Annotated in this window: 33 protein-coding genes and 1 riboswitch; of the genes, 18 read left to right on the top strand and 15 right to left on the bottom strand. The window is 29.2% G+C overall.

Going from position 1 to position 25,832, the window contains the following annotated elements; translation table 11 throughout:
* Nucleotides 1-41: 41 nt before the first annotated feature.
* The 12 genes from EYW44_RS06705 to EYW44_RS06760 form a co-directional block, all read right to left on the bottom strand.
* Nucleotides 42-329, bottom strand: a complete 288-nt coding sequence (locus tag EYW44_RS06705; protein WP_132722900.1) for a hypothetical protein — start codon at nt 327-329, stop codon at nt 42-44.
* Nucleotides 330-619: 290 nt separating this feature from the next.
* On the bottom strand, nt 620-1,285 hold the full coding sequence (locus EYW44_RS06710) for a DUF1906 domain-containing protein (protein ID WP_132722901.1): 666 nt from the start codon (nt 1,283-1,285) through the stop codon (nt 620-622).
* Nucleotides 1,286-1,377: 92 nt separating this feature from the next.
* Entirely contained in the window at nt 1,378-1,998 is a 621-nt protein-coding gene (locus tag EYW44_RS06715) for a hypothetical protein (RefSeq protein WP_132722902.1), read from the bottom strand.
* Between the two features lie 36 nt (nt 1,999-2,034).
* On the bottom strand, nt 2,035-2,655 hold the full coding sequence (locus EYW44_RS06720) for a hypothetical protein (protein ID WP_132722903.1): 621 nt from the start codon (nt 2,653-2,655) through the stop codon (nt 2,035-2,037).
* 37 nt (nt 2,656-2,692) lie between these two features.
* Nucleotides 2,693-3,313, bottom strand: coding sequence for a hypothetical protein (locus EYW44_RS06725; protein ID WP_132722904.1), 621 nt, complete (start codon nt 3,311-3,313; stop codon nt 2,693-2,695).
* 27 nt (nt 3,314-3,340) lie between these two features.
* Entirely contained in the window at nt 3,341-4,156 is an 816-nt protein-coding gene (locus EYW44_RS06730; protein WP_132722905.1) for a hypothetical protein, read from the bottom strand.
* Between the two features lie 10 nt (nt 4,157-4,166).
* Nucleotides 4,167-4,799, bottom strand: a complete 633-nt coding sequence (locus tag EYW44_RS06735; RefSeq protein ID WP_243643614.1) for a hypothetical protein — start codon at nt 4,797-4,799, stop codon at nt 4,167-4,169.
* On the bottom strand, nt 4,799-5,422 hold the full coding sequence (locus tag EYW44_RS06740; RefSeq protein ID WP_132722907.1) for a hypothetical protein: 624 nt from the start codon (nt 5,420-5,422) through the stop codon (nt 4,799-4,801). Before EYW44_RS06740 ends, EYW44_RS06735 begins: the two co-directional genes overlap by 1 nt.
* Before the next feature lie 317 nt (nt 5,423-5,739).
* Nucleotides 5,740-6,000, bottom strand: coding sequence for a hypothetical protein (locus EYW44_RS06745; RefSeq protein WP_207893758.1), 261 nt, complete (start codon nt 5,998-6,000; stop codon nt 5,740-5,742).
* A gap of 459 nt (nt 6,001-6,459) precedes the next feature.
* Nucleotides 6,460-6,918 carry a hypothetical protein gene (locus tag EYW44_RS06750; protein ID WP_132722909.1) on the bottom strand — a complete coding sequence of 153 codons (459 nt, stop codon included), beginning with the start codon at nt 6,916-6,918 and terminating at the stop codon, nt 6,460-6,462.
* Nucleotides 6,919-7,038: 120 nt separating this feature from the next.
* Nucleotides 7,039-7,305, bottom strand: a complete 267-nt coding sequence (locus EYW44_RS22865) for a helix-turn-helix transcriptional regulator (protein ID WP_132722910.1) — start codon at nt 7,303-7,305, stop codon at nt 7,039-7,041.
* Between the two features lie 77 nt (nt 7,306-7,382).
* On the bottom strand, nt 7,383-7,739 hold the full coding sequence (locus EYW44_RS06760) for a helix-turn-helix domain-containing protein (protein ID WP_132722911.1): 357 nt from the start codon (nt 7,737-7,739) through the stop codon (nt 7,383-7,385).
* A 479-nt stretch (nt 7,740-8,218) separates the two neighbouring features.
* Nucleotides 8,219-8,314, top strand: a riboswitch (TPP riboswitch).
* Between the two features lie 68 nt (nt 8,315-8,382).
* Between EYW44_RS06760 and thiS the strand changes: the two genes are divergently transcribed.
* From thiS to moeB, 10 genes are all read left to right on the top strand, one after another.
* Nucleotides 8,383-8,586 (top strand): sulfur carrier protein ThiS, encoded by a 204-nt coding sequence (gene thiS, locus EYW44_RS06765; protein WP_132722912.1) that lies wholly within the window; start codon nt 8,383-8,385, stop codon nt 8,584-8,586.
* Nucleotides 8,587-8,677: 91 nt separating this feature from the next.
* Entirely contained in the window at nt 8,678-10,537 is a 1,860-nt protein-coding gene (gene thiC, locus EYW44_RS06770) for a phosphomethylpyrimidine synthase ThiC (RefSeq protein WP_132722913.1), read from the top strand.
* Between the two features lie 146 nt (nt 10,538-10,683).
* Nucleotides 10,684-11,271 (top strand): thiamine phosphate synthase, encoded by a 588-nt coding sequence (locus EYW44_RS06775; protein ID WP_132722914.1) that lies wholly within the window; start codon nt 10,684-10,686, stop codon nt 11,269-11,271.
* 10 nt (nt 11,272-11,281) lie between these two features.
* Nucleotides 11,282-12,037: a hydroxymethylpyrimidine/phosphomethylpyrimidine kinase gene (locus EYW44_RS06780; protein WP_132722915.1), complete on the top strand. Its 756-nt coding sequence runs from the start codon at nt 11,282-11,284 to the stop codon at nt 12,035-12,037.
* A 71-nt stretch (nt 12,038-12,108) separates the two neighbouring features.
* Nucleotides 12,109-12,474 carry a four helix bundle protein gene (locus tag EYW44_RS06785; RefSeq protein WP_132722916.1) on the top strand — a complete coding sequence of 122 codons (366 nt, stop codon included), beginning with the start codon at nt 12,109-12,111 and terminating at the stop codon, nt 12,472-12,474.
* Nucleotides 12,475-12,529: 55 nt separating this feature from the next.
* On the top strand, nt 12,530-13,177 hold the full coding sequence (gene thiE, locus EYW44_RS06790; RefSeq protein ID WP_132722917.1) for a thiamine phosphate synthase: 648 nt from the start codon (nt 12,530-12,532) through the stop codon (nt 13,175-13,177).
* Between the two features lie 8 nt (nt 13,178-13,185).
* On the top strand, nt 13,186-13,956 hold the full coding sequence (locus EYW44_RS06795; RefSeq protein WP_132722918.1) for a thiazole synthase: 771 nt from the start codon (nt 13,186-13,188) through the stop codon (nt 13,954-13,956).
* 56 nt (nt 13,957-14,012) lie between these two features.
* On the top strand, nt 14,013-14,366 hold the full coding sequence (locus EYW44_RS06800) for a four helix bundle protein (RefSeq protein ID WP_132722919.1): 354 nt from the start codon (nt 14,013-14,015) through the stop codon (nt 14,364-14,366).
* Between the two features lie 2 nt (nt 14,367-14,368).
* Nucleotides 14,369-15,520, top strand: coding sequence for a 2-iminoacetate synthase ThiH (gene thiH / locus EYW44_RS06805; RefSeq protein WP_132722920.1), 1,152 nt, complete (start codon nt 14,369-14,371; stop codon nt 15,518-15,520).
* Between the two features lie 117 nt (nt 15,521-15,637).
* Complete coding sequence (moeB, locus tag EYW44_RS06810; RefSeq protein WP_132722921.1) at nt 15,638-16,693, top strand: molybdopterin-synthase adenylyltransferase MoeB; 1,056 nt, start codon at nt 15,638-15,640, stop codon at nt 16,691-16,693.
* Nucleotides 16,694-16,764: 71 nt separating this feature from the next.
* On the opposite strand, the gene EYW44_RS06815 is transcribed toward moeB, so the two are convergent.
* Nucleotides 16,765-18,168 (bottom strand): YfaP family protein, encoded by a 1,404-nt coding sequence (locus tag EYW44_RS06815; RefSeq protein WP_132722922.1) that lies wholly within the window; start codon nt 18,166-18,168, stop codon nt 16,765-16,767.
* A 212-nt stretch (nt 18,169-18,380) separates the two neighbouring features.
* Between EYW44_RS06815 and EYW44_RS06820 the strand changes: the two genes are divergently transcribed.
* The 3 genes from EYW44_RS06820 (at nt 18,381) to EYW44_RS06830 (ending at nt 20,618) form a co-directional block, all read left to right on the top strand.
* Nucleotides 18,381-19,076 (top strand): DUF4476 domain-containing protein, encoded by a 696-nt coding sequence (locus EYW44_RS06820; RefSeq protein ID WP_132722923.1) that lies wholly within the window; start codon nt 18,381-18,383, stop codon nt 19,074-19,076.
* Nucleotides 19,077-19,364: 288 nt separating this feature from the next.
* Nucleotides 19,365-20,198: a hypothetical protein gene (locus EYW44_RS06825; RefSeq protein WP_132722924.1), complete on the top strand. Its 834-nt coding sequence runs from the start codon at nt 19,365-19,367 to the stop codon at nt 20,196-20,198.
* Nucleotides 20,199-20,225: 27 nt separating this feature from the next.
* Complete coding sequence (locus EYW44_RS06830) at nt 20,226-20,618, top strand: hypothetical protein (protein WP_132722925.1); 393 nt, start codon at nt 20,226-20,228, stop codon at nt 20,616-20,618.
* An 8-nt stretch (nt 20,619-20,626) separates the two neighbouring features.
* Here the strand turns inward: EYW44_RS06830 and EYW44_RS06835 are convergent, their stop codons facing one another.
* Nucleotides 20,627-20,977, bottom strand: a complete 351-nt coding sequence (locus EYW44_RS06835; protein ID WP_132722926.1) for a hypothetical protein — start codon at nt 20,975-20,977, stop codon at nt 20,627-20,629.
* Between the two features lie 192 nt (nt 20,978-21,169).
* Here EYW44_RS06835 and EYW44_RS06840 point away from each other — a divergent pair, with 192 nt between their 5' ends.
* The 5 genes from EYW44_RS06840 to EYW44_RS06860 all read left to right on the top strand — a co-directional run bounded on the left by EYW44_RS06840 (nt 21,170) and on the right by EYW44_RS06860 (nt 24,033).
* Nucleotides 21,170-21,529 carry a hypothetical protein gene (locus tag EYW44_RS06840; RefSeq protein WP_132722927.1) on the top strand — a complete coding sequence of 120 codons (360 nt, stop codon included), beginning with the start codon at nt 21,170-21,172 and terminating at the stop codon, nt 21,527-21,529.
* A 92-nt stretch (nt 21,530-21,621) separates the two neighbouring features.
* On the top strand, nt 21,622-22,557 hold the full coding sequence (gene ctlX / locus EYW44_RS06845; RefSeq protein WP_132722928.1) for a citrulline utilization hydrolase CtlX: 936 nt from the start codon (nt 21,622-21,624) through the stop codon (nt 22,555-22,557).
* Nucleotides 22,558-22,695: 138 nt separating this feature from the next.
* Nucleotides 22,696-23,025, top strand: coding sequence for a hypothetical protein (locus EYW44_RS06850; protein WP_132722929.1), 330 nt, complete (start codon nt 22,696-22,698; stop codon nt 23,023-23,025).
* 170 nt (nt 23,026-23,195) lie between these two features.
* Entirely contained in the window at nt 23,196-23,516 is a 321-nt protein-coding gene (locus tag EYW44_RS06855) for a hypothetical protein (RefSeq protein ID WP_132722930.1), read from the top strand.
* A 187-nt stretch (nt 23,517-23,703) separates the two neighbouring features.
* Nucleotides 23,704-24,033 (top strand): hypothetical protein, encoded by a 330-nt coding sequence (locus tag EYW44_RS06860; RefSeq protein ID WP_132722931.1) that lies wholly within the window; start codon nt 23,704-23,706, stop codon nt 24,031-24,033.
* Nucleotides 24,034-24,087: 54 nt separating this feature from the next.
* Here EYW44_RS06860 and pafA read toward each other — a convergent pair whose 3' ends face one another.
* Nucleotides 24,088-25,737 (bottom strand): alkaline phosphatase PafA, encoded by a 1,650-nt coding sequence (pafA, locus tag EYW44_RS06865; protein ID WP_132722932.1) that lies wholly within the window; start codon nt 25,735-25,737, stop codon nt 24,088-24,090.
* Nucleotides 25,738-25,832 lie beyond the last annotated feature (95 nt).

Here is a 25,832-nt window from a genome sequence, read left to right on the forward strand (position 1 = left end):
AGGTCTAAGAAATAGTATGTTTCTTAGACCTTATTTTTTTACTATAATCTAGTAATAGATACAATATGAGGTTTTTTATCTCCTAATGGAGCATAAATCTCAACAATAGCTTCCCAGATAACCTCTGCAGGAGGAGTAGAAGCTGTACATTTAAAACGATAGTTTACACCAGCTACTACTTGTGTAGATACAGATTGTGGATCATAATGAACTCCAACAAAACCATTTAAGGCTTCATCAAAAATTTTACGATCTTCTGCTGTTACTGGTCCATAAGCTGACCATCCACCTACAATTGTTTCTTTGCTTTCTAAAGTTTGGTTTGACATAATAATATAGATTTTAAATTTACCTACTCGTAAGGCTTTTCGGTTTGCTCCTTCTATATTTAACTCTATAGAATAAAGTAGTTTATAATGGTTTTTATCCCGTTTACAGTTATAAAGTTCATATAAAAAGAAGTGTTTTTTCTTTAAAAAGTAATGAGAGCGTTAAAAATTGGTGTAAGAGGTTGAAAATAAGTTAAGAAGTAGTTTTTGGTAGTAATAATATTTTCTAACTGATATAAGTTATAGTAGAATAAATTCAATCTTATCCTTTTAAGCTCATAAATTGTGTTTTATATTTTAAGCCACAATACAGTATTACCATAATTGTCATCTTTAGTTGTATCTAAGTCAATGTTGATGTCATTCACCACTGTGTTTAAAGATTGTATAAGTTGATATCCACGATTTTGAATTGGAGGAACTGAACTCATAGATTTCCAATAATGTTCAAATCTTAAATCATAGTACAGTTCTTGTCCACTTAATTTACAATTGTACCCTACATAAATTCCAGGAACATACCCTGCTTTATGAACAGCGTCATACCAAGCATTACAATACTCAATAACATTTTGTGGAGTTTCAGAAGTAGAAACACCTTCTAAATCACACCATATATTCATTCCTTTTGGAAGACCTATAGCGTTAGCGTTTAAAGCTGCATTTGTTCCATATTCATGTCCTAAGTCAATAGTAGGTTTCCACCCTTTTTTAGCAGCATGTTGTACAGCACTTAAAGCAAGTCCAGCATCAAGAATATCCACAGCTTCATTAAAACTTAAATCTCCTTGATGCTGTTTATTACCTCTTGATAAGTAACGAATGCAAAAAGAATAGCCATTTTTTTTAAAACTTTTAGCTTTATCTAAAGTAACTATGGTATCTGTATCAAATCCTTTTAAATTAGGAAGCGCCTTAGTAACAGTTCCAGGTAATTCTTGAGAGTTGTTTTTCATTTTTTTTTAATATTAAAATTAGAGAGTTTGAATAGAAAATATAAATGAAAAGAAGTTTAAAAACTGCGCTTTAAACTTCTTCTTAAATATGGTTATTTTTGACTATCTACTTTAAAAGTATATCCATCTTCTGCATTTCCGTTTAAAGAAACATCTACCTCTGTAACACCTTCTAAATCCAATTCAAAAAAATGATCGGTATTTAATACAGCAGAATTAATTAATTGACTTTCTTCTATTTCAGAAGCAATTCCCCAGTATAATTTAGGTTTTAAAACAAAAGTTGCTTTTTGATCATATCCTACAATATTTTTAGTAAGCATTAATTTATTGTCTTTATATAAAGAAGCACTTATTCCTCCAACAATATTAGCATTATTATTTACTTCAATAGATTTAGTGTCAGAAGCATTACCATTGGCTGCTAGAACAATTCCAGTATTATCTTTACTAACAGTATATCTTTTACCAATATCAGAGGAAAGAATTTGAGTTTTATTCATACCATCTTTCCAAGTAGCACCTACTTCAGTTACGATTGGGAAAACAAAACTACTAGACGAACCTCTTCCTATATCAGGAATAGTACGCCACGCTACACCTTCTTTTAATACATCAAAAGTTGGAGTTTCATTTTTAGTAAATACAAATACTGTTGGTAAGTCATTATTCATAGACTTGTTTGTGTAGTTAATTTTTATATCTGTTGCCATAATAAAATTTGTTTAGGTTGTTAATTAATGTTTTTGTTATTTCTGACTATCTACTTTGAAAGTAAAACCGTCTTCCGCATTTCCGTTTAAAGAAACATTTACTTCGGTAACACCTTCTAAATCCAATTCAAAAAAGTGATCGGTATTTAAAACTGCAGAATTAATTAATTGACTTTCTTCTATTTCAGAAGCAATACCCCAATATAGTTTTGGTTTTAGGACAAAAGTTGCCTTTTGACCATAGCCAACAATATTTTTAGTAAGCATTAGTTTATTATCTTTATATAATGAAGCACTTATTCCATCTTGAACATTAATGTTGTTGTTTACTTCAATGGATTTCGTATCCGAAGCATTACCATTGGCTTCTAAAACAATACCTGTACTATTTTCATTAACTGTATAACGCTTACCAATATCTGATGGTAAAATTTGAGTTTTATTCATTCCATCTTTCCAAGTGGCACCTACTTCAGTTACAATAGGAAAAACAAAACTACTAGAAGAGCCTCTTCCTATATCAGGAATAGTTCGCCATGCTACTCCTTCTTTTAGTACATCGAAAGTTGGGGTTTCATTTTTAGTAAATACAAAAACCGTTGGAAGATCTTTGTTCATTGATTTATTTGTATAGTTGATTTTAATTTCTGTAGACATAATTATATTTGTTTAGGTTGTTAATTAATATTGTTTGTTATTTTTGACTATCTACTCTAAAAGTAAAGCCCTCTTCTGCATTTCCATTTAAAGAAACATTAACCTCGGTAACACCTTCTAAATCCAATTCAAAAAAGTGATCGGTATTTAATACTGCAGAGTTTATTAATTGACTTTCCTCTATTTCAGAAGCAATACCCCAATACAGTTTTGGTTTTAAGACAAAAGTTGCTTTTTGACCATATCCTACAATTTTTTTAGTAAGCATTAATTTATTATCCTTATATAAAGAAGCACTAACACCTCCTTGAATATTGGCATTATTATTAACATCTATAGATTTAGTATCAGAAGCATTTCCATTAGCTTCTAATACAATACCTGTATCATTTTTGCTTATAGTGTATCTTTTACCTATATCAGAAGAAAGAATTTGAGTTTTATTCATCCCATCTTTCCAAGTAGCACCTACTTCAGTTATGATAGGGAAAACAAAACTACTAGAAGAGCCTCTTCCGATATCAGGAATGGTTCGCCATGCTACACCTTCTTTTAATACATCAAAGGTTGGGGTTTCATTTTTAGTAAATACAAAAACCGTTGGAAGATCTTTGTTCATTGAATTGTTTGTGTAATTAATTTTAATGTTGGTTGCCATTTTAATTTTTTTAAGATTATTAATGTTTTAAGTAGTAAATGTTTGTTGTGCAGTAGTTAAACCATTAAGGAAAGTTCTACCTGCGCTAAATTCTGCAAGAGCATTAATAATGTCTTGTGTAGAAAATAGATTATCAGAAATAGGATATTCCTTAGATGAATTTACTTTTACTCCATCTACTTCAATTTCTGTGGTAACGTTTAATGTTGCAGGTGTAAAATTATCTTTTGAAATTGTTATTGTAGCATCTTGTTCTTTAGTAGTTGAAGTTGCTCCTTTAGCAATAGGCGCTAAAATTACTTGACAAGTTGGAGAAGTATAAACTGCGCTTACAATTTTACCTGATGTTAGCTCTTTTTTAATTTGATCAATTAGTTGTTTAATTTGAGCTTTAGCCTCTGTATTAATTTTTCCACCTAAATTATTGTCTAATTGTTGTTGAAATGTTTTTGTATTTCCGATGGAATTAGTTGATGTCAACACTATTTTAGTGTAAGCTTTAGCAATAGTAGTCTCACTTATAATTTCTTCTATTTGGTTGATTTCATTTTCCAATGTTTCTAAAGAAGTAGAGGAGTTTCCACTATCGGTTGATTTAGCAGATTTTTTAGTATCATTATCAGCCATTTTTAATTGTTTTTGATTAATAAATTCATTTTTAGTAGTAAGATAACCTCCATAGGAAGTTATTTTTTGAGCAAACTTCTTTGAAGAGAAAGAAGTTGAGGTTCCATGGATTCGTATATTTCCATTTTTTAAATAGCTATAATACCAGTTACCGTTTTGAGGTAGAATGCTATTGATATTTGAAATTTTAGATATTTCATATTCGAAAACACTCATTTTTTCAGAGTTAATAACCTTGTTCTAATTGAAAGTAATACCCAGTTTTAGGTTTACCATTAAGAGATATAACAACATTTGTAAGTCCTGTAAGGTTTAGTTCAAAGAAGTTAGTACTATTAATTATGCCTGAATCTAAACCATTTCCTTCTATGATTTCAGAAGCAAGTCCAAAGTAAATTGTTTGAGAGGGTTTAAAAATTGCAACCTGATCATATCCTATTTCATCTTTTTGTAATAATACTTTACCATTGTTACAGAATTGGGCAGAAATACCGTTAGTAACTTCTATGTTATTAGTGATTTCTATGGTGTTTGTATCAGATGCTTCTCCATTTGACTTTAGAACAATTCCGGTGGTATCTAGTGCAACTTGATAATTACAGCCTAATTTAGCAGGAACTTGAGCAGTACTATTTACTGTGTTTTCCCAAGAAGCTTGAACTGCATATTGGGAAGTGTCATAATAAAAAGTAGATCGAGACCCTCTTCCTATATTTTTTAATACTTTCCAAGCAATACCATCTTTAAATAAATCAAAATTAGGAATAGAGTTTTTAGCAAAAATGAATACCTCTGGTAGATCTTTATTGGCAGACTTATTAATGTAACATATCTTGGTTTTTTGGTTTAAAGTATCCATCATTCTTGGTGTTCTATTTTAAAATTATAACCTATTTCAGCATTACCATTTAAAGAAACAGTAGCTGCGCTTACATTTGTTAAATCTTGTTCAAAAAAGACATTACTATCTAATACAGCTGATGATATTGATTGAGAAATTTCAATTTCAGAAGCGATACCCCAATAAATTTTTGGAGCTATTTGAAAAGAAGCTTTTTGTTCATAGGCTACAATGTTTTTTTTAACGATAACATTATCTCCTTTAAGTAATTCTGCACTAACACCTTTTTTAACTTGAATATTATTCATTAACTCAATATCATTTGCAGCTGTGGCGTTACCGTCTTGTTTTAAAATAATTCCTGTAGCATTTTGTTCTACGGTATATCGTTTACCTATTTTACATATTAATTCATTAGTTTCATTAGTGCCGTTTTCCCAAGTAGCTCTAATACTGGTTTGATAAGGATAAATAAAATTAGACTTAGAGCCTCTACCAATATTTTTAATTACTTTCCAAGCAACCCCATTTCTGATGGCATCAAATGAAGGAAGTTCATTTCGAGTAAAGACAAAAATATTAGGCATATCTTCATTCATGGAGTTATTAACGTAGGTTATTTTTACATCACTTGTGTACATAATAACCTCCTTTCTGTTGTTTGTGTTTCATTTTTTTAGTTTATTATGAATAGAGTTTTTATTCGGTGTTGATGTTTAAACTCGTTGTATATTTAGAAAATTAAACAATCCTAAATTGTCAGTTTGAGTGCTTTTGAGAAACTGAAAGGATATCGAGAATTATATCTAAATTAAAATTCTTATTCTCGATAGCTCTGCTGAATTTGATTCAGCTCAATTTTTTTTATTTCATTCTATAAAATCGCTCAAATTGACAGAATTTTGTTTCAAATGCACAACGGGTATAGTATATTTTATACTATATTATTATAATAAGTTTAAGCTTCTTCCACAATAATAGAATCATTGTTAACTGTTATATTTAGAGTTGTATCAACCCCTCTGACTTCAACGTATCCTATTATTTCCCTAGGCTCAGTTGTTTTATACACTGTAAGTTTTTGATTTCCATTAGGAACATTTTGTGGTTGTCCGAAATTAGCAGTACCATTTAATCCCCATCTTACATTTCCTATAGTTACTGCACTAGTGTTTTCTTGTTGCGTACCACCAACAATATTTACTGTTATATTTGGCATAATTTTTTGTTTTTAAATTTATTCTTACTCTTAAGGATTTTCAGATTTCTCCTTCACTTTTTTATCAAGTGAAATAATATTGGTTGTTATTTTAAGTTTAAAAAACACAACGATGAAGTATTTATTGATAGATGTTTCTGCATCGTGTTGATATATTGTATACCATATACTTATGTTGGATTTTTTTCTTTTAAAATTCCTTTTATCATTCTTTAAATCTGCAGCTTTATAAAATGATATAGAAAATTCAAATTATACATGTATTGAATTCTGATATTTCAAATTTAGAGATGATTTAGAGAGTTGTTTTGTACTGAAAAAGCAAGTATTTAACAATTTGAAGCATTGGTATAGGGGGGCTTATTTTTCACTAAATAAAAAAGCCAACAATTAGTTGACTTTTTTATAATAATAAGTAAGAATGATTAAAAGAAATAAGCATAGATTTAGAAAAAGATATTATAATTCATCTAAAGGTAAATTAGACGAAATTATAAGAGAATCATCTAAAGATCTTATAAGACGATAAGTTTTTCTTGTTAAAGAATTGGAAGTGTTAGAAGGAAGAATGTTTATATCTATACCGTCAAAATTATAGTTTTTACAAAACTTAATAGTGTTAACAACAAGTTTATGTATTTGTTTATCTGAATTAGAATTATTGCAAATTCTATTAAAGGAAATTAAAGCATATCTATTTTGTCTATGAATAAGATGGAGTAATTTTTGTAATTGGACAATTGTTTTTTTATCAATAAGTTTAATATTATTATTGAAATCTATTTCAGGAATATTGAATATGAAAATAGTTATATTTCTATTTAGAGCTTTTAATATAATTGACTTAGAGGTGTTTGTTGAAATGGTTATTCCACCACCTATTAAATTTTCTTCAGAAATTTCATTGAATGTTTTCATTTTAATATTAATTGATATATAGCTTTAGAACTTATTCTTAGCTCTTGGTTAGAAACTCAAAACTAAGAGATCAATATTTATTGTTTTTGTATTTAACGGGTGTTTAATTGTCAATTTTACTCATTCATTATGTTTGATTTTTTTGATGAATAAAAAAAAGGGAGTAATTCCTCTGTATAGATTAGGCGAGTAACCAAATGTGGATTTAAAATGTCGTGAAAGATGAGCAGGATCAAAAAAACCAGTAAGTATTGTTGTTTCTGTAACAGATAAATTATAAAAATTTAAAAGTTCTGCAGCATGTTGTAAACGTAAGTTTCTAACTAATTTAGATGTAGATAAACCAAGTAAATGTTGTATTTTACGATTTAGGTTTGATGGTGACATGAACAATTCTTTAGCTAATGTTTCGATAGAAAATAATTCATTATCGAGGTTTTCTATTACTAAGAAAAATAATTTACCTAACCAGATATTTTTTTTTTAAGATTATTTAAATGGGTTAAATGAACTTCAGTTAAAGGTAGTTCCCATTCTATAGAAAGGTTTTCTGACATAGTAATACTTTTTCTGTAAATAGTAGGAGGGTAGCCAAATTCTTGTTTGAATTTTCTGCTAAATCCGCTTAAAGTGTTAAATCCACTTTTAAAGGCTATTTCTTCTATAGATAAAGAACTTGTACTTAATAATTTTTTAGCCAGTTTCATTCTTGAGTTTAATATTAATTTACTTGGAGTTAAACCAGTTTCAGCTATAGTTTTTCGATTGAGTTGAGATTTACTTATTTGTAATAATTGAGCTAGTTTAGAAACATCAAAAATTGGGTTTGTTTTTTTTTCGTTATTATTTTTTGAATTTTTTCAGAGAATAAAGTCGAGGTATTTACAGTTGAATTGTTATTATTAACAATTAGGTTATCTAATTTTTTCATCATTTTTTAATTTAAAATTGGAGATGTTTTAGTCATACTAGAGTGTTATAGTTGAATACAGTAGTATAATTGTTGTAGTAAAAGAGATAAGGGAAACTATTTAAATTTATGTAGTAGTTTAGTTTTCATTATGGATTGATTAAAAGGAATTATTATAGATGGTTAATTATTACACTTTAAAATTATAACAAGAAGTATTTGGTGTATTGTTAAATACTATGAACGATCTTTTTTTGGGTATAAGTGACTTACAAAAAGGAATAGAACAGTAGTAGAAAGAGAAGAGTAATTTTTAAATATTAACATCAAAAACTTTAATCAAGAAACAATCTAAACTAAAAAATGTAATTAAAGACTTATATTTGTAATGTAAAACTTTAGGAGTAGCTAGTTTAACTAGTTTGAGAAATATCCTTAGAACCTGATTTGGTTAACACCAACGTAGGAAAAAGTTACTTCAAATGCGTGTATAGTAATATTTGTTATTATACAATGTCGTATTCTTCTAGAGTTTACTTTAATTATAGGTATAAATGATTAGTATAAAAGTAAACGATACACCTAAACAGGTGTCTATAAATTCAACATTACAGCAATTATTAGATCAATTAGAAGTGAAAAATAAAGGTATTGCCATTGCTGTGAATAACAACATTATTAAAAAAACAGATTGGAATCATCAAACGTTATTAGAGAATGATAATGTGTTGATTATAAAATCTACCCAAGGAGGATAGTCAATATTCATTTAGAACTGTTTCATACCTTAAATAAAACTAACAATTAAAAATAATCTTTAGTAGCTGAAAGCTATAAAATCCAAATACCATGAAGAAAAAAGATACAGCACCAAGCGAAAGCGGAATAACAAGACAACCTTTTCCTAATTCAAAGAAAGTTTATGTTTCAGGAAAAATACATCCGCAAATCAAAGTAGCTATGCGAGAAATCGAGTTGAGTGACACTGTTGACTCAATGACAAAAAAGAGAACTCCAAATGAGCCTGTAACGGTTTATGATACTTCAGGTCCATATACAGATCCGAGTAAAGAGATTAATATTCACAATGGATTAGAGCGAATTAGAGAGCAATGGATTTTAGATAGAGGAGATGTAGAAGAACTAGATGAATTTACATCTGAATATTGTAATGAAAGATTGAATGATGAGAGTTTAGATCATTTAAGATTTAACTTAAAAAATAAACCAAAAAGAGCAAAGAAAGGGCAAAACGTAACTCAGTTACATTACGCTAAAAAAGGAATTATTACTCCAGAGATGGAATACATTGCGATTCGTGAGAATCAACGTATTGATGAAATGACACGTTTATCAAAACAACATCCTGGACAAGATTTTGGAGCTAGTATTCCTGCTAAAATTACTCCAGAATTTGTAAGAGAAGAAGTTGCTAGAGGTAGAGCTGTTATCCCATCAAATATCAATCACCCAGAAGCAGAACCAATGATTTTAGGACGTAATTTCTTGGTGAAAATTAATGCGAATATAGGTAATTCAGCTACTACATCATCTATAGAAGAAGAAGTAGAAAAAGCAGTTTGGGCTTGTCGTTGGGGAGCAGATAACATCATGGATTTATCAACAGGTAAAAATATTCATGAAACACGTGAATGGATTATCCGTAACTCTCCAGTACCAGTTGGAACAGTACCGATTTATCAAGCATTAGAAAAGGTAAAAGGAGTAGCAGAGGATTTAACTTGGGAGATTTTTAGAGATACTTTAATAGAGCAAGCTGAGCAAGGAGTAGATTATTTTACAATTCATGCCGGAGTTCGTTTACGTTATGTACCAATGACAGCGAAGCGTATTACAGGAATTGTATCTCGTGGAGGGTCTATCATGGCAAAATGGTGTTTAGCACATCACAAAGAGAGTTTCTTATATACGCATTTTGAAGAAATTTGTGAAATTATGAAAGCATATGACGTAGCTTTTTCTTTAGGAGATGGATTACGTCCAGGTTGTATTGCTGATGCAAATGATGAAGCACAGTTTGCTGAATTAGAAACTTTAGGTGAATTAACGCAAATAGCTCGTAAGCACGAAGTACAATGTTTTATAGAAGGGCCTGGTCACGTACCAATGCATATGATTAAAGCTAATATGGATAAGCAATTAGAAGCTTGTGATGAAGCACCTTTTTATACATTAGGACCTTTAACTACTGATATTGCACCAGGATACGATCACATTACTTCAGGAATCGGAGCAGCTATGATTGGATGGTTTGGTTGTGCAATGTTATGTTATGTAACGCCAAAAGAACATCTAGGTTTACCTAACAAAGAGGATGTACGTACTGGAGTAGTGACATATAAATTAGCAGCACATGCAGCAGATTTAGCAAAAGGACATCCAGGAGCACAACATAGAGATGATGCATTAAGTAAAGCACGTTTTGAGTTCCGTTGGGAAGATCAATTCAACTTAGGTTTAGATCCAGAGTTAGCTCGTGAGTATCATGATGAAACGTTACCAGCAGAAGGAGCTAAAATTGCACATTTTTGTTCAATGTGTGGTCCAAAATTCTGTTCAATGAAAATTTCACAAGAAGTACGTGATTTTGCTGCAACAAATAATGTAGAAGGAGACGAAGTTTTTGCCAAAGGAATGGAAGAAAAATCGAAAGAATTTAAAGATAAAGGTTCTGAGGTTTACCTATAATTAATTATGAGTTTGAAATTACGAATTGAGAGTTACTTAGATCGAGAAAAATAATTAAGACTTTTATAAAAAGTATTTATGATACTCGATCTAGTAAAGGTAAACTAATTCGTAATTTCAAATTTTTATTTCAGATTTAAAAAGAAATGATTGTTTTAATAGCTCCAGAAACAGATGTTAAAAATGAAATTTCTATTCTTCATCAATTATTTGAAAACGGATTAGAATATTATCATTTAAGAAAACCTTCAAAAGATTATGAAGCACATGTAGCTTATTTAAAGTCTATTGATAAAAAGTATCATTCTAAGATTATAGTACACTATTTTCATGAATTGATAAATGAATTCAATTTAAAAGGAATTCATTTTCAAGAACAAAAAAGGAGAGATGCATTAGAAAATGGAAGTGAATACTTTATTGGTTTAAATATGATGGGAAAAACAATGAGTAGTTCTTTTCATGAACCAGAAGATTTAGAAGCATGTGATATAGAATTTGATTATCATTTACTAAGTCCTGTTTTTTCGTCTATTTCTAAGCAAGGCTATGAAGGTAGAGGTTTTGATGTAAATCATATAGATAAAACTATTGTAGGAATGGGAGGAGTGATTTCAGAAACAATTCCAAAAGTTTTAGAATTAGGATTTAAAGGAATTGGGGTTTTAGGCGGTGTATGGAATACCGATAATCCTGTAGAAAGTTTTAAAGAGATTAAAAGTCGTTATCACTAATTAGAACATCATGAAAAATAAAAAATATATACTTACAATAGCAGGTTTAGATCCTTCAAGCGGAGCAGGATTGACTTCAGATATCAAAACGTTTGAAGCTCATGGTTTATATGGGGTGTCAGTTTGTACCGCAGTAACAGTTCAAAACGATATCGATTTTAAAGAGTGTGTTTGGATTGATAAACAGATAATTCTAAATCAAATTAAGGTACTTTTTGAAAGATTTGATATTCCAGTGGTAAAAATAGGAATTATCGAATCTTGGAATGTACTATTATCAGTAGTAACAACATTAAAAAAACTGAATTCTGAAATTAAAATAGTAATTGATCCTGTGTTAAAGGCAACTGCGGGGTATTCATTTCATTCAGAAGAAAATCTAGAAGTTTTTGAAGAAGTGCTAAATCAATGCGATTTTATTACTCCGAATTATATTGAGATTCAAAATTTATTTCCTGAGAAAAACATAGAAGAGACAATCGAATTTATTGCTCAGAAAACAAATGTCTATTTGAAAGGAGGACATAGAGAAGATAAAAAAGGATGGGATGAGGTGTATCATAGTAAGATTGTACAATTAAATATTCCTCCAGTAGCAGATAAGGTTTTTGACAAACACGGTAGTGGTTGTGTTTTGTCTTCGGCTTTAGCATCTAATTTAGCACTAGATTTTTCTTTAGAAGACGCTTGTTTCAACACAAAAAAATATACAGAGTCTTTTTTAAATTCTAATGAATCTTTGCTAGGTGAGCATTTTCTTTTTTGAGTAGTTAAGGATTTCAGAAGTGTAGGAGTTAAGTATATAAGAATTACATTTAAATATAAATAAAAATTGATATGATTAAGACAAAAAGTTTTGAAGATTTAATTGTTTGGAAAAAAGGACATGAGTTTGTGTTAGAAGTTTATAAAATGAGTAAATCGTTTCCCAAAGAAGAAATATACGGTTTAATCTCTCAGTTCAGAAGAGCGGCTGTTTCAATTACAGCTAACATTGCAGAAGGGTATAAAAGATTAAGTAATCAGGAAAAATTACGATTTTATAATATAGCACAAGCATCGTTAGAGGAATGTCGGTATTTTTTGATTTTATCAAAAGATTTAGGATATACAAATGATAATTCAAAACAAACAGAGTTAATAAAAGAAATAAGTAAAATGTTAAACGCATATTGTAGAAGCATAGCAACAAAAAGTAGGTGATAAAACTCTTTAACTACTATAAATTCTACAATTCTTAACTCCTTCATAAGAAGAAATGATAAGTAAATTACAATATATAACACAAGGTGAGAGTCCAGAAGAGCATTTAGAAAATATTCAAAACGCATGTGCATCTGGATCTGAATGGGTACAGCTTCGACTGAAAGGTTTGGATAAAGAAATTGTTTTACAAACAGCTCAAAAAGCTAGAGAAATTACCGAGCATTACCAAACACGTTTAATTATTAATGATCATTATAAAATAGCAAAAGAAGTAAAGGCAGATGGTGTACATCTTGGTAAGCAAGATACATGTCCTACTGTTGCTCGAGATTATTTATACTCATGGCAAACGATTGGAGGAACAGCTAATACTTTAGATGATTGTCAGCAGTTGATACATAAAAAAGTAGATTATATAGGTTTAGGTCCCTATCGATTTACAGAAACCAAAAAGAATTTGAGTCCTGTATTAGGAATTTCAGGATATAAAGTAATTATAGAAGAATTACAAACTGAAATTCCAATAATAGCCATAGGAGGCATAAAGTTAGAAGACACAACAGATATTTTACAAACAGGCGTTTACGGAATAGCGGTTTCAGGAGAGATTACTAGAAACTTTAATTCAATACTTGAATTTCATAAAATATTAAAAACACCTAGTACGAATGAACAAGTATTCAAATTAGGACAACAATAAACAATAAAATGAACAACACACTAACCATAGCAGATAAAACATTTACCTCTCGATTATTTACAGGAACGGGAAAGTTCAGTTCATCTCAATTAATGAAGGAAGCATTATTAGCTTCTGAGAGTGAGTTGGTAACCGTTGCATTGAAACGTGTAGATGTACAAAACGAAGAGGATGATATTTTAACACACCTAAATCATTCAAGAATAAATTTATTACCTAATACTTCTGGAGTAAGAACAGCTAAAGAAGCTGTTTTTGCAGCAGAATTATCAAGAGAAGCTTTAGAAACGAATTGGGTAAAGCTAGAGATTCATCCAGATCCAAGATATTTGTTACCAGATCCTATTGAAACTTTAAAAGCAGCTGAAGAACTTGTAAAGTTAGGCTTTGTAGTTATGCCTTATATTCATGCAGATCCTGTATTATGTAAGCGATTAGAAGAGGTAGGAACTCAATGTGTGATGCCTTTAGGAGCACCAATTGGAAGTAATAAAGGATTAAAAACTTTAGAGTTTTTAGAGATTATTGTAGAGCAGTCAAATGTACCAGTTATTGTTGATGCTGGTATAGGCGCACCATCTCACGCTGCTCATGCTATGGAGTTAGGTGCAGATGCAGTGTTGGTAAATACAGCTATTGCAGTTTCTCAGAATCCAATTTCTATGGCTAAAGCATTTAAAATGTCAGTAGAAGCTGGTAGAATGGCATATGAAGCAAAGTTAGCACCTGTGAAAAATAAAGCAGAGGCTAGTAGTCCGTTGACATCATTCCTTAGTTAGCCTTTGGCTTTTGGCTTTTAGCAGTTGGCATATTTAAAATAGAATATAATAAAGTAATGAGAGATTACAAGAAATATGAAGTTTGGAAAAAGTCTCATAAGTTGGCTTTAGAAGTTTATAATCAAACAAAAAGTTTTCCTAAAGAAGAAATGTATGCTATTACTTCACAATTAAGAAGAGCATCGCTTTCGATTCCAACTAATATTGTAGAAGGTACGAGTAGGAATTCAGAAAAAGAGTTTGCTTATTTTATCAATATTGCATCAGGATCTTCAGCAGAAGTAGAATATTTATTAGAGTTTTCAAAGTCACTTAAATACTTATCTGAAGAGCAGCATATAATGCTGCATAAAGAAGTGTTAGCTATTAGAAAGATGCTAAATGTATTATACAAAAAATTAAAAAACTGATTATGTTAACAAATAAAGAGAAAGCCAAGAGCCAAGAGCCAAGAGCTAAAAGCTTTTTAAAAGCATTTGAAAAATATAATTGGGATGAAGTATTAACAGGTATCAACTCAAAAACATCTTTAGATGTTGAGCGAGCCTTATCAAAAAATAAACGAGATTTAGAAGATTTTAAAGCATTAATATCTCCTGCGGCTAAGCCCTTTTTAGAACAAATGGCACAAAAAAGTAGGATGCTTACAAAAAAGCGATTCGGAAATACAATACAAATGTATGCTCCGATGTATTTAAGTAACGAATGTCAGAATATATGTACTTACTGTGGATTTAGTTTAACGAATAAAATTCCGAGAAGAACATTAACAGACGTAGAAATACTGAAGGAAGTAGCTTTTTTAAAAGATAAAGGATATGATCATATTTTATTAGTAACAGGAGAAGCTAATAGAACGGTTGGGGTAGATTATATAAAAAACGCCATTGAATTGATTCGTTCTCAGTTTTCAAATATTACCATTGAAGTTCAACCATTAGATCAAGAAGAATATGAGTTATTGATTGATAGTGGATTGTATGCTGTATTGGTGTATCAAGAAACCTATCATAAAGATGAATACAAAAAACACCATCCGAAGGGAAGAAAATCAAATTTTGAATATAGATTAGATACACCCGATAGATTAGGTAAAGCAGGAATTCATAAAATAGGTTTAGGAGCTTTATTTGGATTGGAAGATTGGCGTGCAGATAGTTTTTTTACTGCACTTCATTTACGATATTTACAGAAAACATACTGGAAAACGAAGTATTCAATTTCATTTCCTAGGTTGCGTCCACATTCGGGAGGTTTAGAACCGAAAGTTGAAATGACAGATTCAGATTTGGTGCAAGCAATTTGTGCATTTCGTTTGTTAGATGAGGATGTAGAATTATCAATGTCTACTAGAGAAAGCGAAGTTTTTAGAAATAATATTGTACATATTGGTGCAACATCAATGAGTGCAGAATCTAAAACAAATCCTGGAGGATATGCAGTGGAACCACAATCTTTAGAACAATTTGAAATTTCAGATGAACGTAGTACAGAAGAAATTGTTTCTATGTTAAAAAATCAAGGTTTAGAAGTGGTTTGGAAAGATTGGGAACACTTTAGTTAAGTTTACAGGTTATTAGTTTGTAGTGGACAGTATTTTTGATAATTTTTGTTTGAAAAGCATTTAAAATATTAGTTTGATAAAAAATAAACTTTAAGCCAAAAGCCAAAAGCCAAAACAATGTTAAATAAAGAAGAGCAAAAACAATATAACCGTCATCTTATTTTAGAAGAAATAGGAGAGGCGGGGCAATTAAAATTAAAGCAAGCCAAAGTTTTGGTAATTGGTGCAGGTGGATTAGGCTGTCCTATTTTACAATATTTAACAGCAGCTGGAGTAGGTACCATTGGTATTGTTGATGATGATGTAGTCGATCAAAGTAATTTACAACGCCAGATTCTGTATTCAATGAGTGATATCGGAATCTCTAAAGCAGAAACGGCAGCAAAACGATTATCTGGTTTGAATCCGTTTATTGATTTTAAAGTCTTTAATGAAAAATTAACTAGAGAAAATGCTGTTTCTATTTTTAAACAGTTTGATATTGTTGTAGATGGGAGCGATAATTTTCAGACGAGATATTTATGTAACGATGCAGCTGTTTTAGCTAACAAATCATTAGTGTATGGAGCTATTTTTAAATTCGAAGGGCAAGTTACTGTGTTCAATTTTAACAATAGTGCTACTTACAGATGTTTGTATCCAACTCCGCCAGGACCAAATGAAGTTCCAAATTGTTCAGAAATAGGAGTTTTGGGAGTTTTACCAGGAATCATTGGAACTTTACAGGCAAATGAAGTAATAAAAATGGTTTGTGGAATAGGTGAGGTTTTAGTGAACAAATTATTAGTTTTTGATGCTTTAAGTATGCGTCAATTAGTATTAAATTATCAAAAAACAGAAGCATCTGAAGTTACTAATTTAGAAGATAATTATGATTTTTTCTGTGGAATAATTCCTACAGAAAATGAAATTACTTTGGAAGACTTACAAAACAATATTGAAACATATCATTTATTAGACGTACGTGAATATTGGGAAAGAGAGCAGAAACATATAGGAGGTCAACACATTCCTCTTGGAGAATTACCAAATCGATTTGCTGAGGTCCTTACAGATAAGCCTTTGGTAGTTTATTGTAAATCTGGTATTAGAAGTAAACGCGCTATTGAGTTTTTAGAAGATCATTTAACTGAAGTATCTCTAATTAATTTATCCGGAGGCATAAAAGGTTAATATTTGTATTAATCGATGATAAAAACCAAAGTCGCTACTTTTAGTAGCGACTTTTCTATTCTTACTTTAGATTAAAAACTAATGTCACCTGTGTTAGCATTCACTCTAAAACTAGTTACATTCACTTTATTTTTATCGAAATAACCAAGAGTAACAGGAAATGATTTAGAAACTCCTAACCCATTAATAATTTTAACAGTACAATCTGTAAGAGGACCATTATCAGGTCCATAATAAACAAGATCAACAGAATAATTTCCTGAAGGAATATTTGAAGTCCAATAAATATTTTCAGGACCAAAACCTTCTGTATTATCTCTATCTAAATAACCGCCTGAACTAGAGGTTGGATTGTCAAAAAAAATCGTTTCTCCAAAAGGATCTGTTACATGTAAATCGATGTCAGTTGTGGTATTCCAGCTTAAGCCAATATGAATTACACCATTACTATCAGTTAAATCATCTAAGTCTTCATCTTCTATAATTACAGTTTCATTTAAATTATCAATCCAATCATTAAAAGAAGTTCCTAACGTATCAATATTATCTCTAATATTGTTAATATGGTCTGTAATGTTGCCTAAGTCAAAATCATCAAAAAAGCTTAAGTCGATATTAGAAGAATTACCTTCAAAATCGTCATCGTTATTTTGTTCTTCATCAGATAGATCGTCTAAATCACCAAATATCTTTTCATCTGTAATTTTATTTAGGTTATCAGACATTTTACAAACAAAATTTTTATCAGATTTATTTAAAATTTTACTAACTCTACAAGGTGCGTTAATTAGTTTTGTTTTAGTGTCTTTAAGAATATCAATAAATTCATCTAATTTTAAATCGAAAAACTCATCTAAATCATCCGAAGAGGAAACTTTAGAAGTTGTAGGAAGAGATTTTTTATATAAATATTTTTCAAAATTTTTAATAGGAGTAGGAAAAGAACGATTTGTAGTTTTTACATTTTTAGAAACTCTATTACTCGTAGTTTCATTGTTAAAAATAACTTCAATATCATTGTTAGAAACTTTAGTCTCGTATAATAATGTCCCAAGTCGATTGTTCCAATCATATTCATAATAACGCATTAAAAATGTATTATTACCAGTTGTTTCTACTGCATATAAAAAAGGTAATCTTTGATTGGTAGCAGTGTTAATTCCGTACATAAATTCAGGTTCACTGTTATTGTTTAATAAAACAATCCACTCAGTTTTGGTATCTACGTCAGAAATATACAGTTTGTCAATATTTCCAATTAAGCCATTAGAATTTTGACCTAATGCAGTAACCTGAAAAGTATTATCTCTTAGAGTTATTTGAGGAGTTTCAGATAGAATGGAACTGTTTGGAGTATAAAAATTGATATCAATAGAGGTCAAAATATCATTGTCAATAGGATTTGTACTATCGTCAGAAGAATCACCGCAACTGATAAGAGAAATAAAGATAAAAGTAAATAGTATTTTTTTCATGATTTCGGTTTTATAGGTTTAGTACAAATGTATCTTTCTGTCAAAAGCCTTAATATCCTTATTAATAAGTAATTTGATTAAAGCTAATAGTCTAGTTAAGGATGTTAAAATATAATCATGTAAAATGTATTCTGTTGCTTATTTTAGCAAGCGAAAAACTTTTTGGCATATTCTTTGAAAAAGAGTTGATCTAACCTTTAAACAATTATTATATGAAACTTAAAGCTACTTTATTATTCTTATTAGGTTGTATATTTTTTAGTTATTCACAAAAGACAACCGCGTACCAGAAATTTAAAAATGAAATAAAATTTCAAAAGCATACAAGAGACTATAAACTTAAAAGAGCTGTATCTTTTGTATCAAACAATAGATTGTATGTTTCTGAATTAATTGATATATGTAATTACTTTCAAAGAGAAAGAGCTACTTATAGATTAAGTGTAAGTGCGTATCCTAATATTATAGATAAAAGGAATTTCTTTGATATGTATAATTTATTTTCTTCATTTGGAAATGCCATGAAATTATATCACAATACACAAGGATCTAGACAATTAATAATTGATGAAGGTGGTTTTGATGATCACCCAGGAGATGTTGTTTATAATGATTGTCGTTATTTATCAGCAGATGAGTTTAACTATGTGCTACAAACGATAAAAGATCAAACTTTTTCAAAAGACAAAAAAGAAATTACGAAACAGCAATTATCTAAAAATTGTTTTAGTGTAGCACAGATAAAAACGATTGTTGATCAGTTTTCTTTTGATAGAGACAAGTTAGAGATTTTAAAACTAGGTTATAAGTCTGTAGACAATGTAAATTCTTTTTATACCCTTAGAGAAGTATTAAAGTTTAGAAGTTATAAAAAACAGTTTGATGAGTTCTTATTGGCTCAAAAATAAATATAGATAAAGGTTATTATAAATAACTGATTTTAAAACAGCACTAATTGTAAAATTAGTGCTGTTTTAGTTATAATAGAATGATGTAGTTGTATTATAAAATTTTGTTTTTATATTTTTAACAGCATCTAATTTATGTTTAATGAGAAAAATAAGATCAAATGAACGAACAAGAACAACCAAAAAGAAGTAAAAAAGACATATTCATAGGAACAATTATAGGTGTTATTTTATATAAAGTAGTAGTAGATGTAATTTGGTCGTTGATTTCAGGATAAACAAAAAAATATGATAGCAAAAATTGACACATATGATTTCTATTTATATAGTGATTTTAGAAATGGAAGTAATCCTTTGAACTTAATTCAATTGATAGCTCATGCGGAAGATTTTACAGATGATAGTTTACTTTCAGAAGAAGAGAAAGAATTATATCAAAAGAGAAATGAATTATGTGAAATTGTGTTTGAAGATGAGTGGACTTCAAGAAATGGTAAAATTCAATTCTTAATAGAATTTTCTGAGAGAAAATATGTTGAAAATTATTACAATAGATTTATAAAACTTTTGCAAATGTTTGGTCTTGATTCAGAGATAGCTAATTTGAGAAAAACAGTAGATTTTTATATAAAATATGAACAGAAAATTAAAGAGTTAGAAGAGAACGAGGGGAATGATGATTGGTGGGACGAAGTTCAAATTTTAGAAAAAGAATACACGTATCATTACTCAACAACAAATAATTTAGCAAATTTAATAGTCGAAAATCCAGAGGATTATTGTAGAGATGAAAAAGGGAATATAATAGAAGCTAATTTTACAGGAAAAAAAAAGAGATATTTAGATAACGGAGTGTTAAGTTATGAATATACAATAGTAAATGGACAAATTTTAGGTGACTATATTTCATATTACAAAAATGGTTTAAAAAAAGAATTACTATTTGTAGATGGCTATTTTCATAAAGAGTTGATTAAAAAGTGGTTTTCTAACGGGCAAATAGCTTATGAAAAAATAGGAGACACAGATTTTAAATATTGGTATGAAAATGGACAATTACAAAAGCAAAGAATTGGAGATGTAATAAAGAAATGGGATGAGACTGGAAATGAAATAAAATAATAGAAATACTTAACTAGTTAATTTTATATGAAAGGTAAAAGACAGAAAAAAATAAATAAATCAGAAGAAGCTAAAAAGTTATCTAAATCAAAAAAGATTCAAAAAATAATTACAGATAATAATTTAGTCAGAATTATAGACAATCAAAAATGGCATGCCATTTTTGAAATTATAAAAAGTACTAATGCTGTATTTAAAATAAAATTATTGATAGATGATGAACCTATGTATACTAGTTTTATCAGAGAGCTAAAAGAGACTTCAATACTAATGAGTTATGATGATAAGTTTACAAGCTTTAATGAAATCGAGTATATAGAGTTAAATGAAAACAGTAGCATATCTGCATTTATAAAATCATATGAAGTTGCTTGTATAAAGAATGAAAAATCGATAAGATTTTCTGGTTATGATAATTGATGAAAAAATCAATTATCATCTTCAATTCTAAAACAACGTTCAGAACCTAAATAGTTCAAATCACCATATTTTTCAGACCAAAAACCATCTAGAATATTTTTGGTTAAACATCTATATACAACAACACCTTTATAAGTTTCATTATCATCACCTAAATAATAAAAGTTAATCACAAGAATATTGTCTTTAAAGAAACCAAAACCATTTTGTTCTTGGTGTCCATTGATTAACCATTTTGCAATCATTCTATTATCGTAAGTATCTAAACTAAGAGTCAGTGTGCCTTTATATTCCTGATCACTTTCATTTTGATTAGAACCAATAATTGAATAACTACCTACTAAATCTGTTGTTGTCATAAAATCATGTAAATAATGAATCAGCAAATATAACTTAGGTAAAAGTTAAATAATTAAAGACGAATGGTAATTTTTAAATCTATCTATATTTTTTTTCAATTGAACTATGTAAAAATAGCTTTCATCTTAAAATAAAAGTTAAAACGAATATAAACAGTAACTTAGCCTCAGATAATATTTAAAACAAACATTATGGGGATTAAATTAATTATAACAGCAATTTTTTTATTTGCAGGAACGGGAATAACTTTAGGACAAACAACAGGGAAAGACGTAAATGAAGATGATAAAAATGAAGATATAAAGCCAATTAGACCTGATTATGTTTTAAATATTAAATTAAAAAAGAAGCTTAACAGTAGAAAAATGGAAATAACTTCTATGAAATACGAGAAGAGACCTTCTAAAATATTTAGAATGTTAGCCGATCAAAAAGAAAGAATTTTAAATATTAAAGAGAATATTGCAAATTTAGAATATGAAAGAAAAGATACTGTATTACAGAAAGTTTACTGTGATAAAGTGAACAGAGATAGTTTTCCAAGAAGATAAAAAGCACACACAATTATACAAGAGTCGTTTAAATAGTTTTAAGCGACTTTTTTTTGGCAAAAATCAAAACAAATATATTTACATTTGCTTTTATGAAACAGACGACCAATACAATATTAATGATTCGTCCTATCAATTTTAGGATGAATGAGCAAACTGCCGTGAATAATTATTATCAGAAGGTGTTAGATAGCGTTTTACCAGCAACGGTAAATGCAAAAGCACAAGAAGAATTTGATAATTATGTAGAAAAATTAAAAAGTCATGGAGTAAATGTAGTTGTGATTTCTGATACAGATGATTCAGATACTCCTGATTCTATTTTTCCTAATAACTGGATTTCTTTTCATCAAGATGGAACCGTAGCATTGTATCCAATGTTTGCTGAAAACAGAAGATTAGAAAGAAGAGAAGATGTATTAGAAACTTTAGAAGAAAAAGGCTTTGTTATTGAAAACGTTGTTGATTATACTTCTGCTGAAGAAGAACAAGTTTTCTTAGAAGGAACGGGAAGTTTGTTATTAGATAGAGTACATAAAAAAGCATACTGTGCTTTATCTCCAAGAGCAGATGAAGATTTGTTTATAGAATTTTGTGAAGATTTTGAGTATACACCAGTTGTTTTTACAGCAAATCAAACTGTAAATGGAGAGCGTAAAGCTATTTACCATACCAATGTAATGATGTGTTTAGCAGAAACTTTTGCTGTAATTTGTCTAGATTGTATTGATGACAAAAAAGAGCGTAAGAATGTTGTTAAACAATTAAAAGAGAATGGCAAAGAAGTGATAAGCATATCAGAAGACCAAGTAAACAATTTTGCAGGAAACATGTTACAAGTGCAAGGAGCTAATGATGAAAGGTTTTTAGTAATGAGTCAAGCTGCATATGATAGTTTAAATCAAGGTCAAATAAACAGTATTGAAAAGCACTGTAAAATTATATCAAGTTCTTTAGATATAATTGAAGCATGCGGAGGTGGAAGTGCCCGATGCATGATGGCAGAGGTTTTTTTACCAAGAAACTAATTTAAATCCGCTCAACAGAGCGGATTTCTTATTTATAATTACCTTTTTAGTTCCAAAGAGTCTCTCTTTCTTGTTAAATTTTGTGACTTATTGAAAAAAATAGTGTCTTATAAGTGTAATCATTAAATTATAGATGACATGAACAATAAGATAAAACTTTTTTCCTTTTTACTATTAACAATGTTTGGAACATTTACCATTCAAGCACAAAATGTAGTGGTTAGAAATGGGGTTGAATATCTTGAAGAGAATGATGTTGAAAATGATTTAAACTCATTAAAAGAAACAACAGTTGCATTAAATGATAACAACTCAAAAAATAAAGCAATTGAAGTTTCTAATAAAGATTTAAAAGCTTTTGTAAAAAAGAAAAAGAGATTACGATTTAGAAAGAAAAGAAAACGCACAAATAAGTGTTACCAAGAAGCAATAAACGATTGCAATAACAAAGGAAAGAAAGGGAAATAATACTAAAAAGCTGTTTTAATTTAAAGCAGCTTTTTTATTTGCATTAAAGTTAAAATCGTGTTAATGTATAATTTTTTTTAAGGCAATTTGTAAACTTTTTGAAATTTGTTAGACTATAATATCAAGCATGCTGATTTAAGTTAATAATCAAACTATTAAAACCATATATTATGAAGTCTAGAATTATAAAAATATTTGCTTCACTAACAATTTTGTTAGTTTTAGGTTTACAGCAAGCAGTATCTCAAAATAAGAATGTAGTAAAAAATAATGTAGAGTTTAACGAAAAATTAGAAGAGAATAATTTAAACTCTATACAAAATGTGAAAGAGAAAAAGTTATTGAGAAAAGTAACAAAGAAAACAAAAATTGTTACTATGAAAGACTTACAAAGAATAGTTGATCGTAAAAAAGGATTAAGATATAGAAACAAGAGAAATCATAAAGATAAGTGTTACAGTAGTTCAGATGATTGTAATACTAGCAAGTAGAAACTAGACTGTTTAAAGAGAAATTTTTAAGCAGTTTTTTTTATGCCTTTTTTTGAGGGAATTTTTGTGTTTTAAAGCTTATTTCAGCTTGTCGATTCAAAACTGCATTTCGTCGACACTTTTTGGTATTTACGAGATTAAGTTCTATATTAGAGGTAATTAAGTAATTCCCAAACCCCCAACCAAAATGATTATTTATACTAAACCCCTGGTATTAATACTTCTATTGATAACTGTTTTCAGTAAGTCGTATTCACAAAATGTTGTTGTAAAAAATGGTGTAGAATATCTTAAAGAAGGTGAAGAAGTAGAAAGTTTAAATTCTATTAAAGCTCCGCCTAATTCTGTTACCATAACTGTTAAACGCAAAAAAAACAAAACTGTTAAAGCTGACAGAGCTTTATTAAAGGTTAACAGTTTAACAAAACAAAGAAAAAAACTCAGATTTAGAAGTAAAAGAAGAAATGTAGGAGGAAAATGCTACAAACAAGCAGAAACTCCTTGTGAAAAAAAGTGAAGAAACTTTTTTTAAAAACAGCCTAAAAAGATAAACTTTAGGCTGTTTTTTTTATTACTTGATTAAGGCTTCACGAATTATTTTTCCAGTGTTACCATTTGGAAACTCAATTCCGAGTAAATTAGAAATAGTAGGAGCGATATCAATAATTTCAAATTTTTTGTTTGAAGAACCCACAGTGATTCCTTTTCCATAAAATAAAATAGGAACATGAGTATCATAAGAATAACCAGATCCATGAGTAGATCCTTTTTTAGGATAACTAATTGTAGACGGACTAGGAACTAATAATACATCTCCAGAGAATTTTTGATTATATCCGTTCTGTAAATAATTTAAAATACCTTTACTAAAAGTGCCGCTTTGCATTGATTTTGCAGTAACAGATTTATAAATACCTTTAAATAAAATAGCATTTTCAGCAATTACATCAGCAACATTAGTTACTGTAAAATTCTTTTTCTCAATATTTTCTTTATTTAAAAATACCTGAAAGTTAGAAATATTTTCTATAAAATCTTCAGCACCAAAATATTTTTTAGTTACAGATTTTAAGTAATCTTCAAACTTTTTGTAGCTAAAGTAATTAGCAGGTATTTTAATAGATTTTAAATATGAAGGCACTTGAACAGCTGCATGATCAGCAGTTAAAAAAACAGTATAATTACCTTGTCCTACTTTTTTATCTAAATGATTTAAAAGTCTTTCTAAATCTTTATCCATTCTTAAATAAGTATCCTGAATTTCTTTAGAATCTACACCAAATTGATGACCAACATAATCAGTAGAAGAAAAACTAACCGCTAAAAAGTCAGTAAAATCAGATTGACCTAAATTTTCTCCATCTATAGCAGCTTTGGCAAAATCAACAGTTAAAGAATTACCAGCAGGTATAGCTTTAATAATACTGTAGTTATTGTTTTTACTTCTTAAGCTAGGAATATTATGTGGAAAAATAGGCTTGTCTTCCCCTTTAAAAGGCTCTTCAAAATTATTATCATCAGCAATACTTTCGTTGTAAGTACTAATATCGTATAACGTATTCCAAGGTTTTTTAAGATACTCATCTGCTTTTCCTGAAGTATTAAAGCGAATAGCCCAACTAGGAAGTTTTTTTAAATAATAAGAAGAAGAAATCCAATGTCCAACACTTCCACCATCAAACCAATAAGCAGCATTAGCTGTATGTCCAGCAGGTAAAATAGCAGAACGATCTTTGATACCAATACCAATCGTTTTACCATTCATATTTTGGGCTAATTTCAATTGGTCAGTCATGGTTGTAGTAAGCATTCTGTATGGAGATTTTTTACCACCATCTCCATTATTACCTACTGTTTTATAATTAGCATCATCAACACAATAAATAGATTTTTTTTCATACTTATCATACCAGTTGTTACCTATAATTCCATGGTTATCAGGAGTAGTTCCTGTGTAAACAGAAGTATGTCCCACTGCAGTATAAGTAGGTATGTAGTTGAAATGAGCATTTTCTAAAGAAAAACCACCATTTATTAACCTTTTAAATCCACCATCACCGTATTTGCTTTCAAATCGAGTTAAGTAATCATAGCGCATTTGGTCAATGATAATACCAACTACTAGTTTTGGCTTTGTCGTGTTTCTTTGAGCGTTTAAATTTTTACCGAAGGAGCATAAAATGGCAAAAATAAACACACACGATTTAATATATATTTTCATGTAAGTTGTTTTAGATGCCAAAAGTAATTAAAAACAAAATGCTGGCTTAATTCTTTTTGTAGATGTTAATGATTTTTTAATCTACTTGAAATAGT

This window comes from Tenacibaculum sp. M341, assembly GCF_004337695.1.
Classification (GTDB): Bacteria; Bacteroidota; Bacteroidia; order Flavobacteriales; family Flavobacteriaceae; genus Polaribacter.

Excerpts from the sequence above, each read along its gene's own strand:
- EYW44_RS06850 (WP_132722929.1), top strand. The coding sequence starts at position 22,696 with ATGAACAATAAGATAAAACTTTTTTCCTTTTTACTATTAACAATGTTT.
- EYW44_RS06815 (WP_132722922.1), bottom strand. The coding sequence starts at position 18,168 with ATGAAAAAAATACTATTTACTTTTATCTTTATTTCTCTTATCAGTTGC.
- EYW44_RS06720 (WP_132722903.1), bottom strand. The coding sequence starts at position 2,655 with ATGTCTACAGAAATTAAAATCAACTATACAAATAAATCAATGAACAAA.
- thiE (WP_132722917.1), top strand. The coding sequence starts at position 12,530 with ATGATAAGTAAATTACAATATATAACACAAGGTGAGAGTCCAGAAGAG.
- thiS (WP_132722912.1), top strand. The coding sequence starts at position 8,383 with ATGATTAGTATAAAAGTAAACGATACACCTAAACAGGTGTCTATAAAT.
- thiC (WP_132722913.1), top strand. The coding sequence starts at position 8,678 with ATGAAGAAAAAAGATACAGCACCAAGCGAAAGCGGAATAACAAGACAA.
- EYW44_RS06800 (WP_132722919.1), top strand. The coding sequence starts at position 14,013 with ATGAGAGATTACAAGAAATATGAAGTTTGGAAAAAGTCTCATAAGTTG.
- ctlX (WP_132722928.1), top strand. The coding sequence starts at position 21,622 with ATGAAACAGACGACCAATACAATATTAATGATTCGTCCTATCAATTTT.
- EYW44_RS06830 (WP_132722925.1), top strand. The coding sequence starts at position 20,226 with ATGAAAGGTAAAAGACAGAAAAAAATAAATAAATCAGAAGAAGCTAAA.
- EYW44_RS06840 (WP_132722927.1), top strand. The coding sequence starts at position 21,170 with ATGGGGATTAAATTAATTATAACAGCAATTTTTTTATTTGCAGGAACG.
- EYW44_RS06820 (WP_132722923.1), top strand. The coding sequence starts at position 18,381 with ATGAAACTTAAAGCTACTTTATTATTCTTATTAGGTTGTATATTTTTT.
- EYW44_RS06715 (WP_132722902.1), bottom strand. The coding sequence starts at position 1,998 with ATGGCAACAGATATAAAAATTAACTACACAAACAAGTCTATGAATAAT.
- EYW44_RS06855 (WP_132722930.1), top strand. The coding sequence starts at position 23,196 with ATGAAGTCTAGAATTATAAAAATATTTGCTTCACTAACAATTTTGTTA.
- EYW44_RS06860 (WP_132722931.1), top strand. The coding sequence starts at position 23,704 with ATGATTATTTATACTAAACCCCTGGTATTAATACTTCTATTGATAACT.
- EYW44_RS06785 (WP_132722916.1), top strand. The coding sequence starts at position 12,109 with ATGATTAAGACAAAAAGTTTTGAAGATTTAATTGTTTGGAAAAAAGGA.
- EYW44_RS06710 (WP_132722901.1), bottom strand. The coding sequence starts at position 1,285 with ATGAAAAACAACTCTCAAGAATTACCTGGAACTGTTACTAAGGCGCTT.
- EYW44_RS06835 (WP_132722926.1), bottom strand. The coding sequence starts at position 20,977 with ATGACAACAACAGATTTAGTAGGTAGTTATTCAATTATTGGTTCTAAT.
- pafA (WP_132722932.1), bottom strand. The coding sequence starts at position 25,737 with ATGAAAATATATATTAAATCGTGTGTGTTTATTTTTGCCATTTTATGC.
- EYW44_RS06825 (WP_132722924.1), top strand. The coding sequence starts at position 19,365 with ATGATAGCAAAAATTGACACATATGATTTCTATTTATATAGTGATTTT.
- EYW44_RS06780 (WP_132722915.1), top strand. The coding sequence starts at position 11,282 with ATGAAAAATAAAAAATATATACTTACAATAGCAGGTTTAGATCCTTCA.
- EYW44_RS06750 (WP_132722909.1), bottom strand. The coding sequence starts at position 6,918 with ATGAAAACATTCAATGAAATTTCTGAAGAAAATTTAATAGGTGGTGGA.
- EYW44_RS06730 (WP_132722905.1), bottom strand. The coding sequence starts at position 4,156 with ATGAGTGTTTTCGAATATGAAATATCTAAAATTTCAAATATCAATAGC.
- EYW44_RS06735 (WP_243643614.1), bottom strand. The coding sequence starts at position 4,799 with ATGGATACTTTAAACCAAAAAACCAAGATATGTTACATTAATAAGTCT.
- EYW44_RS06775 (WP_132722914.1), top strand. The coding sequence starts at position 10,684 with ATGATTGTTTTAATAGCTCCAGAAACAGATGTTAAAAATGAAATTTCT.
- EYW44_RS06725 (WP_132722904.1), bottom strand. The coding sequence starts at position 3,313 with ATGGCAACCAACATTAAAATTAATTACACAAACAATTCAATGAACAAA.
- moeB (WP_132722921.1), top strand. The coding sequence starts at position 15,638 with ATGTTAAATAAAGAAGAGCAAAAACAATATAACCGTCATCTTATTTTA.
- EYW44_RS22865 (WP_132722910.1), bottom strand. The coding sequence starts at position 7,305 with ATGTCACCATCAAACCTAAATCGTAAAATACAACATTTACTTGGTTTA.
- EYW44_RS06795 (WP_132722918.1), top strand. The coding sequence starts at position 13,186 with ATGAACAACACACTAACCATAGCAGATAAAACATTTACCTCTCGATTA.
- EYW44_RS06745 (WP_207893758.1), bottom strand. The coding sequence starts at position 6,000 with ATGCCAAATATAACAGTAAATATTGTTGGTGGTACGCAACAAGAAAAC.
- EYW44_RS06705 (WP_132722900.1), bottom strand. The coding sequence starts at position 329 with ATGTCAAACCAAACTTTAGAAAGCAAAGAAACAATTGTAGGTGGATGG.
- thiH (WP_132722920.1), top strand. The coding sequence starts at position 14,369 with ATGTTAACAAATAAAGAGAAAGCCAAGAGCCAAGAGCCAAGAGCTAAA.
- EYW44_RS06740 (WP_132722907.1), bottom strand. The coding sequence starts at position 5,422 with ATGTACACAAGTGATGTAAAAATAACCTACGTTAATAACTCCATGAAT.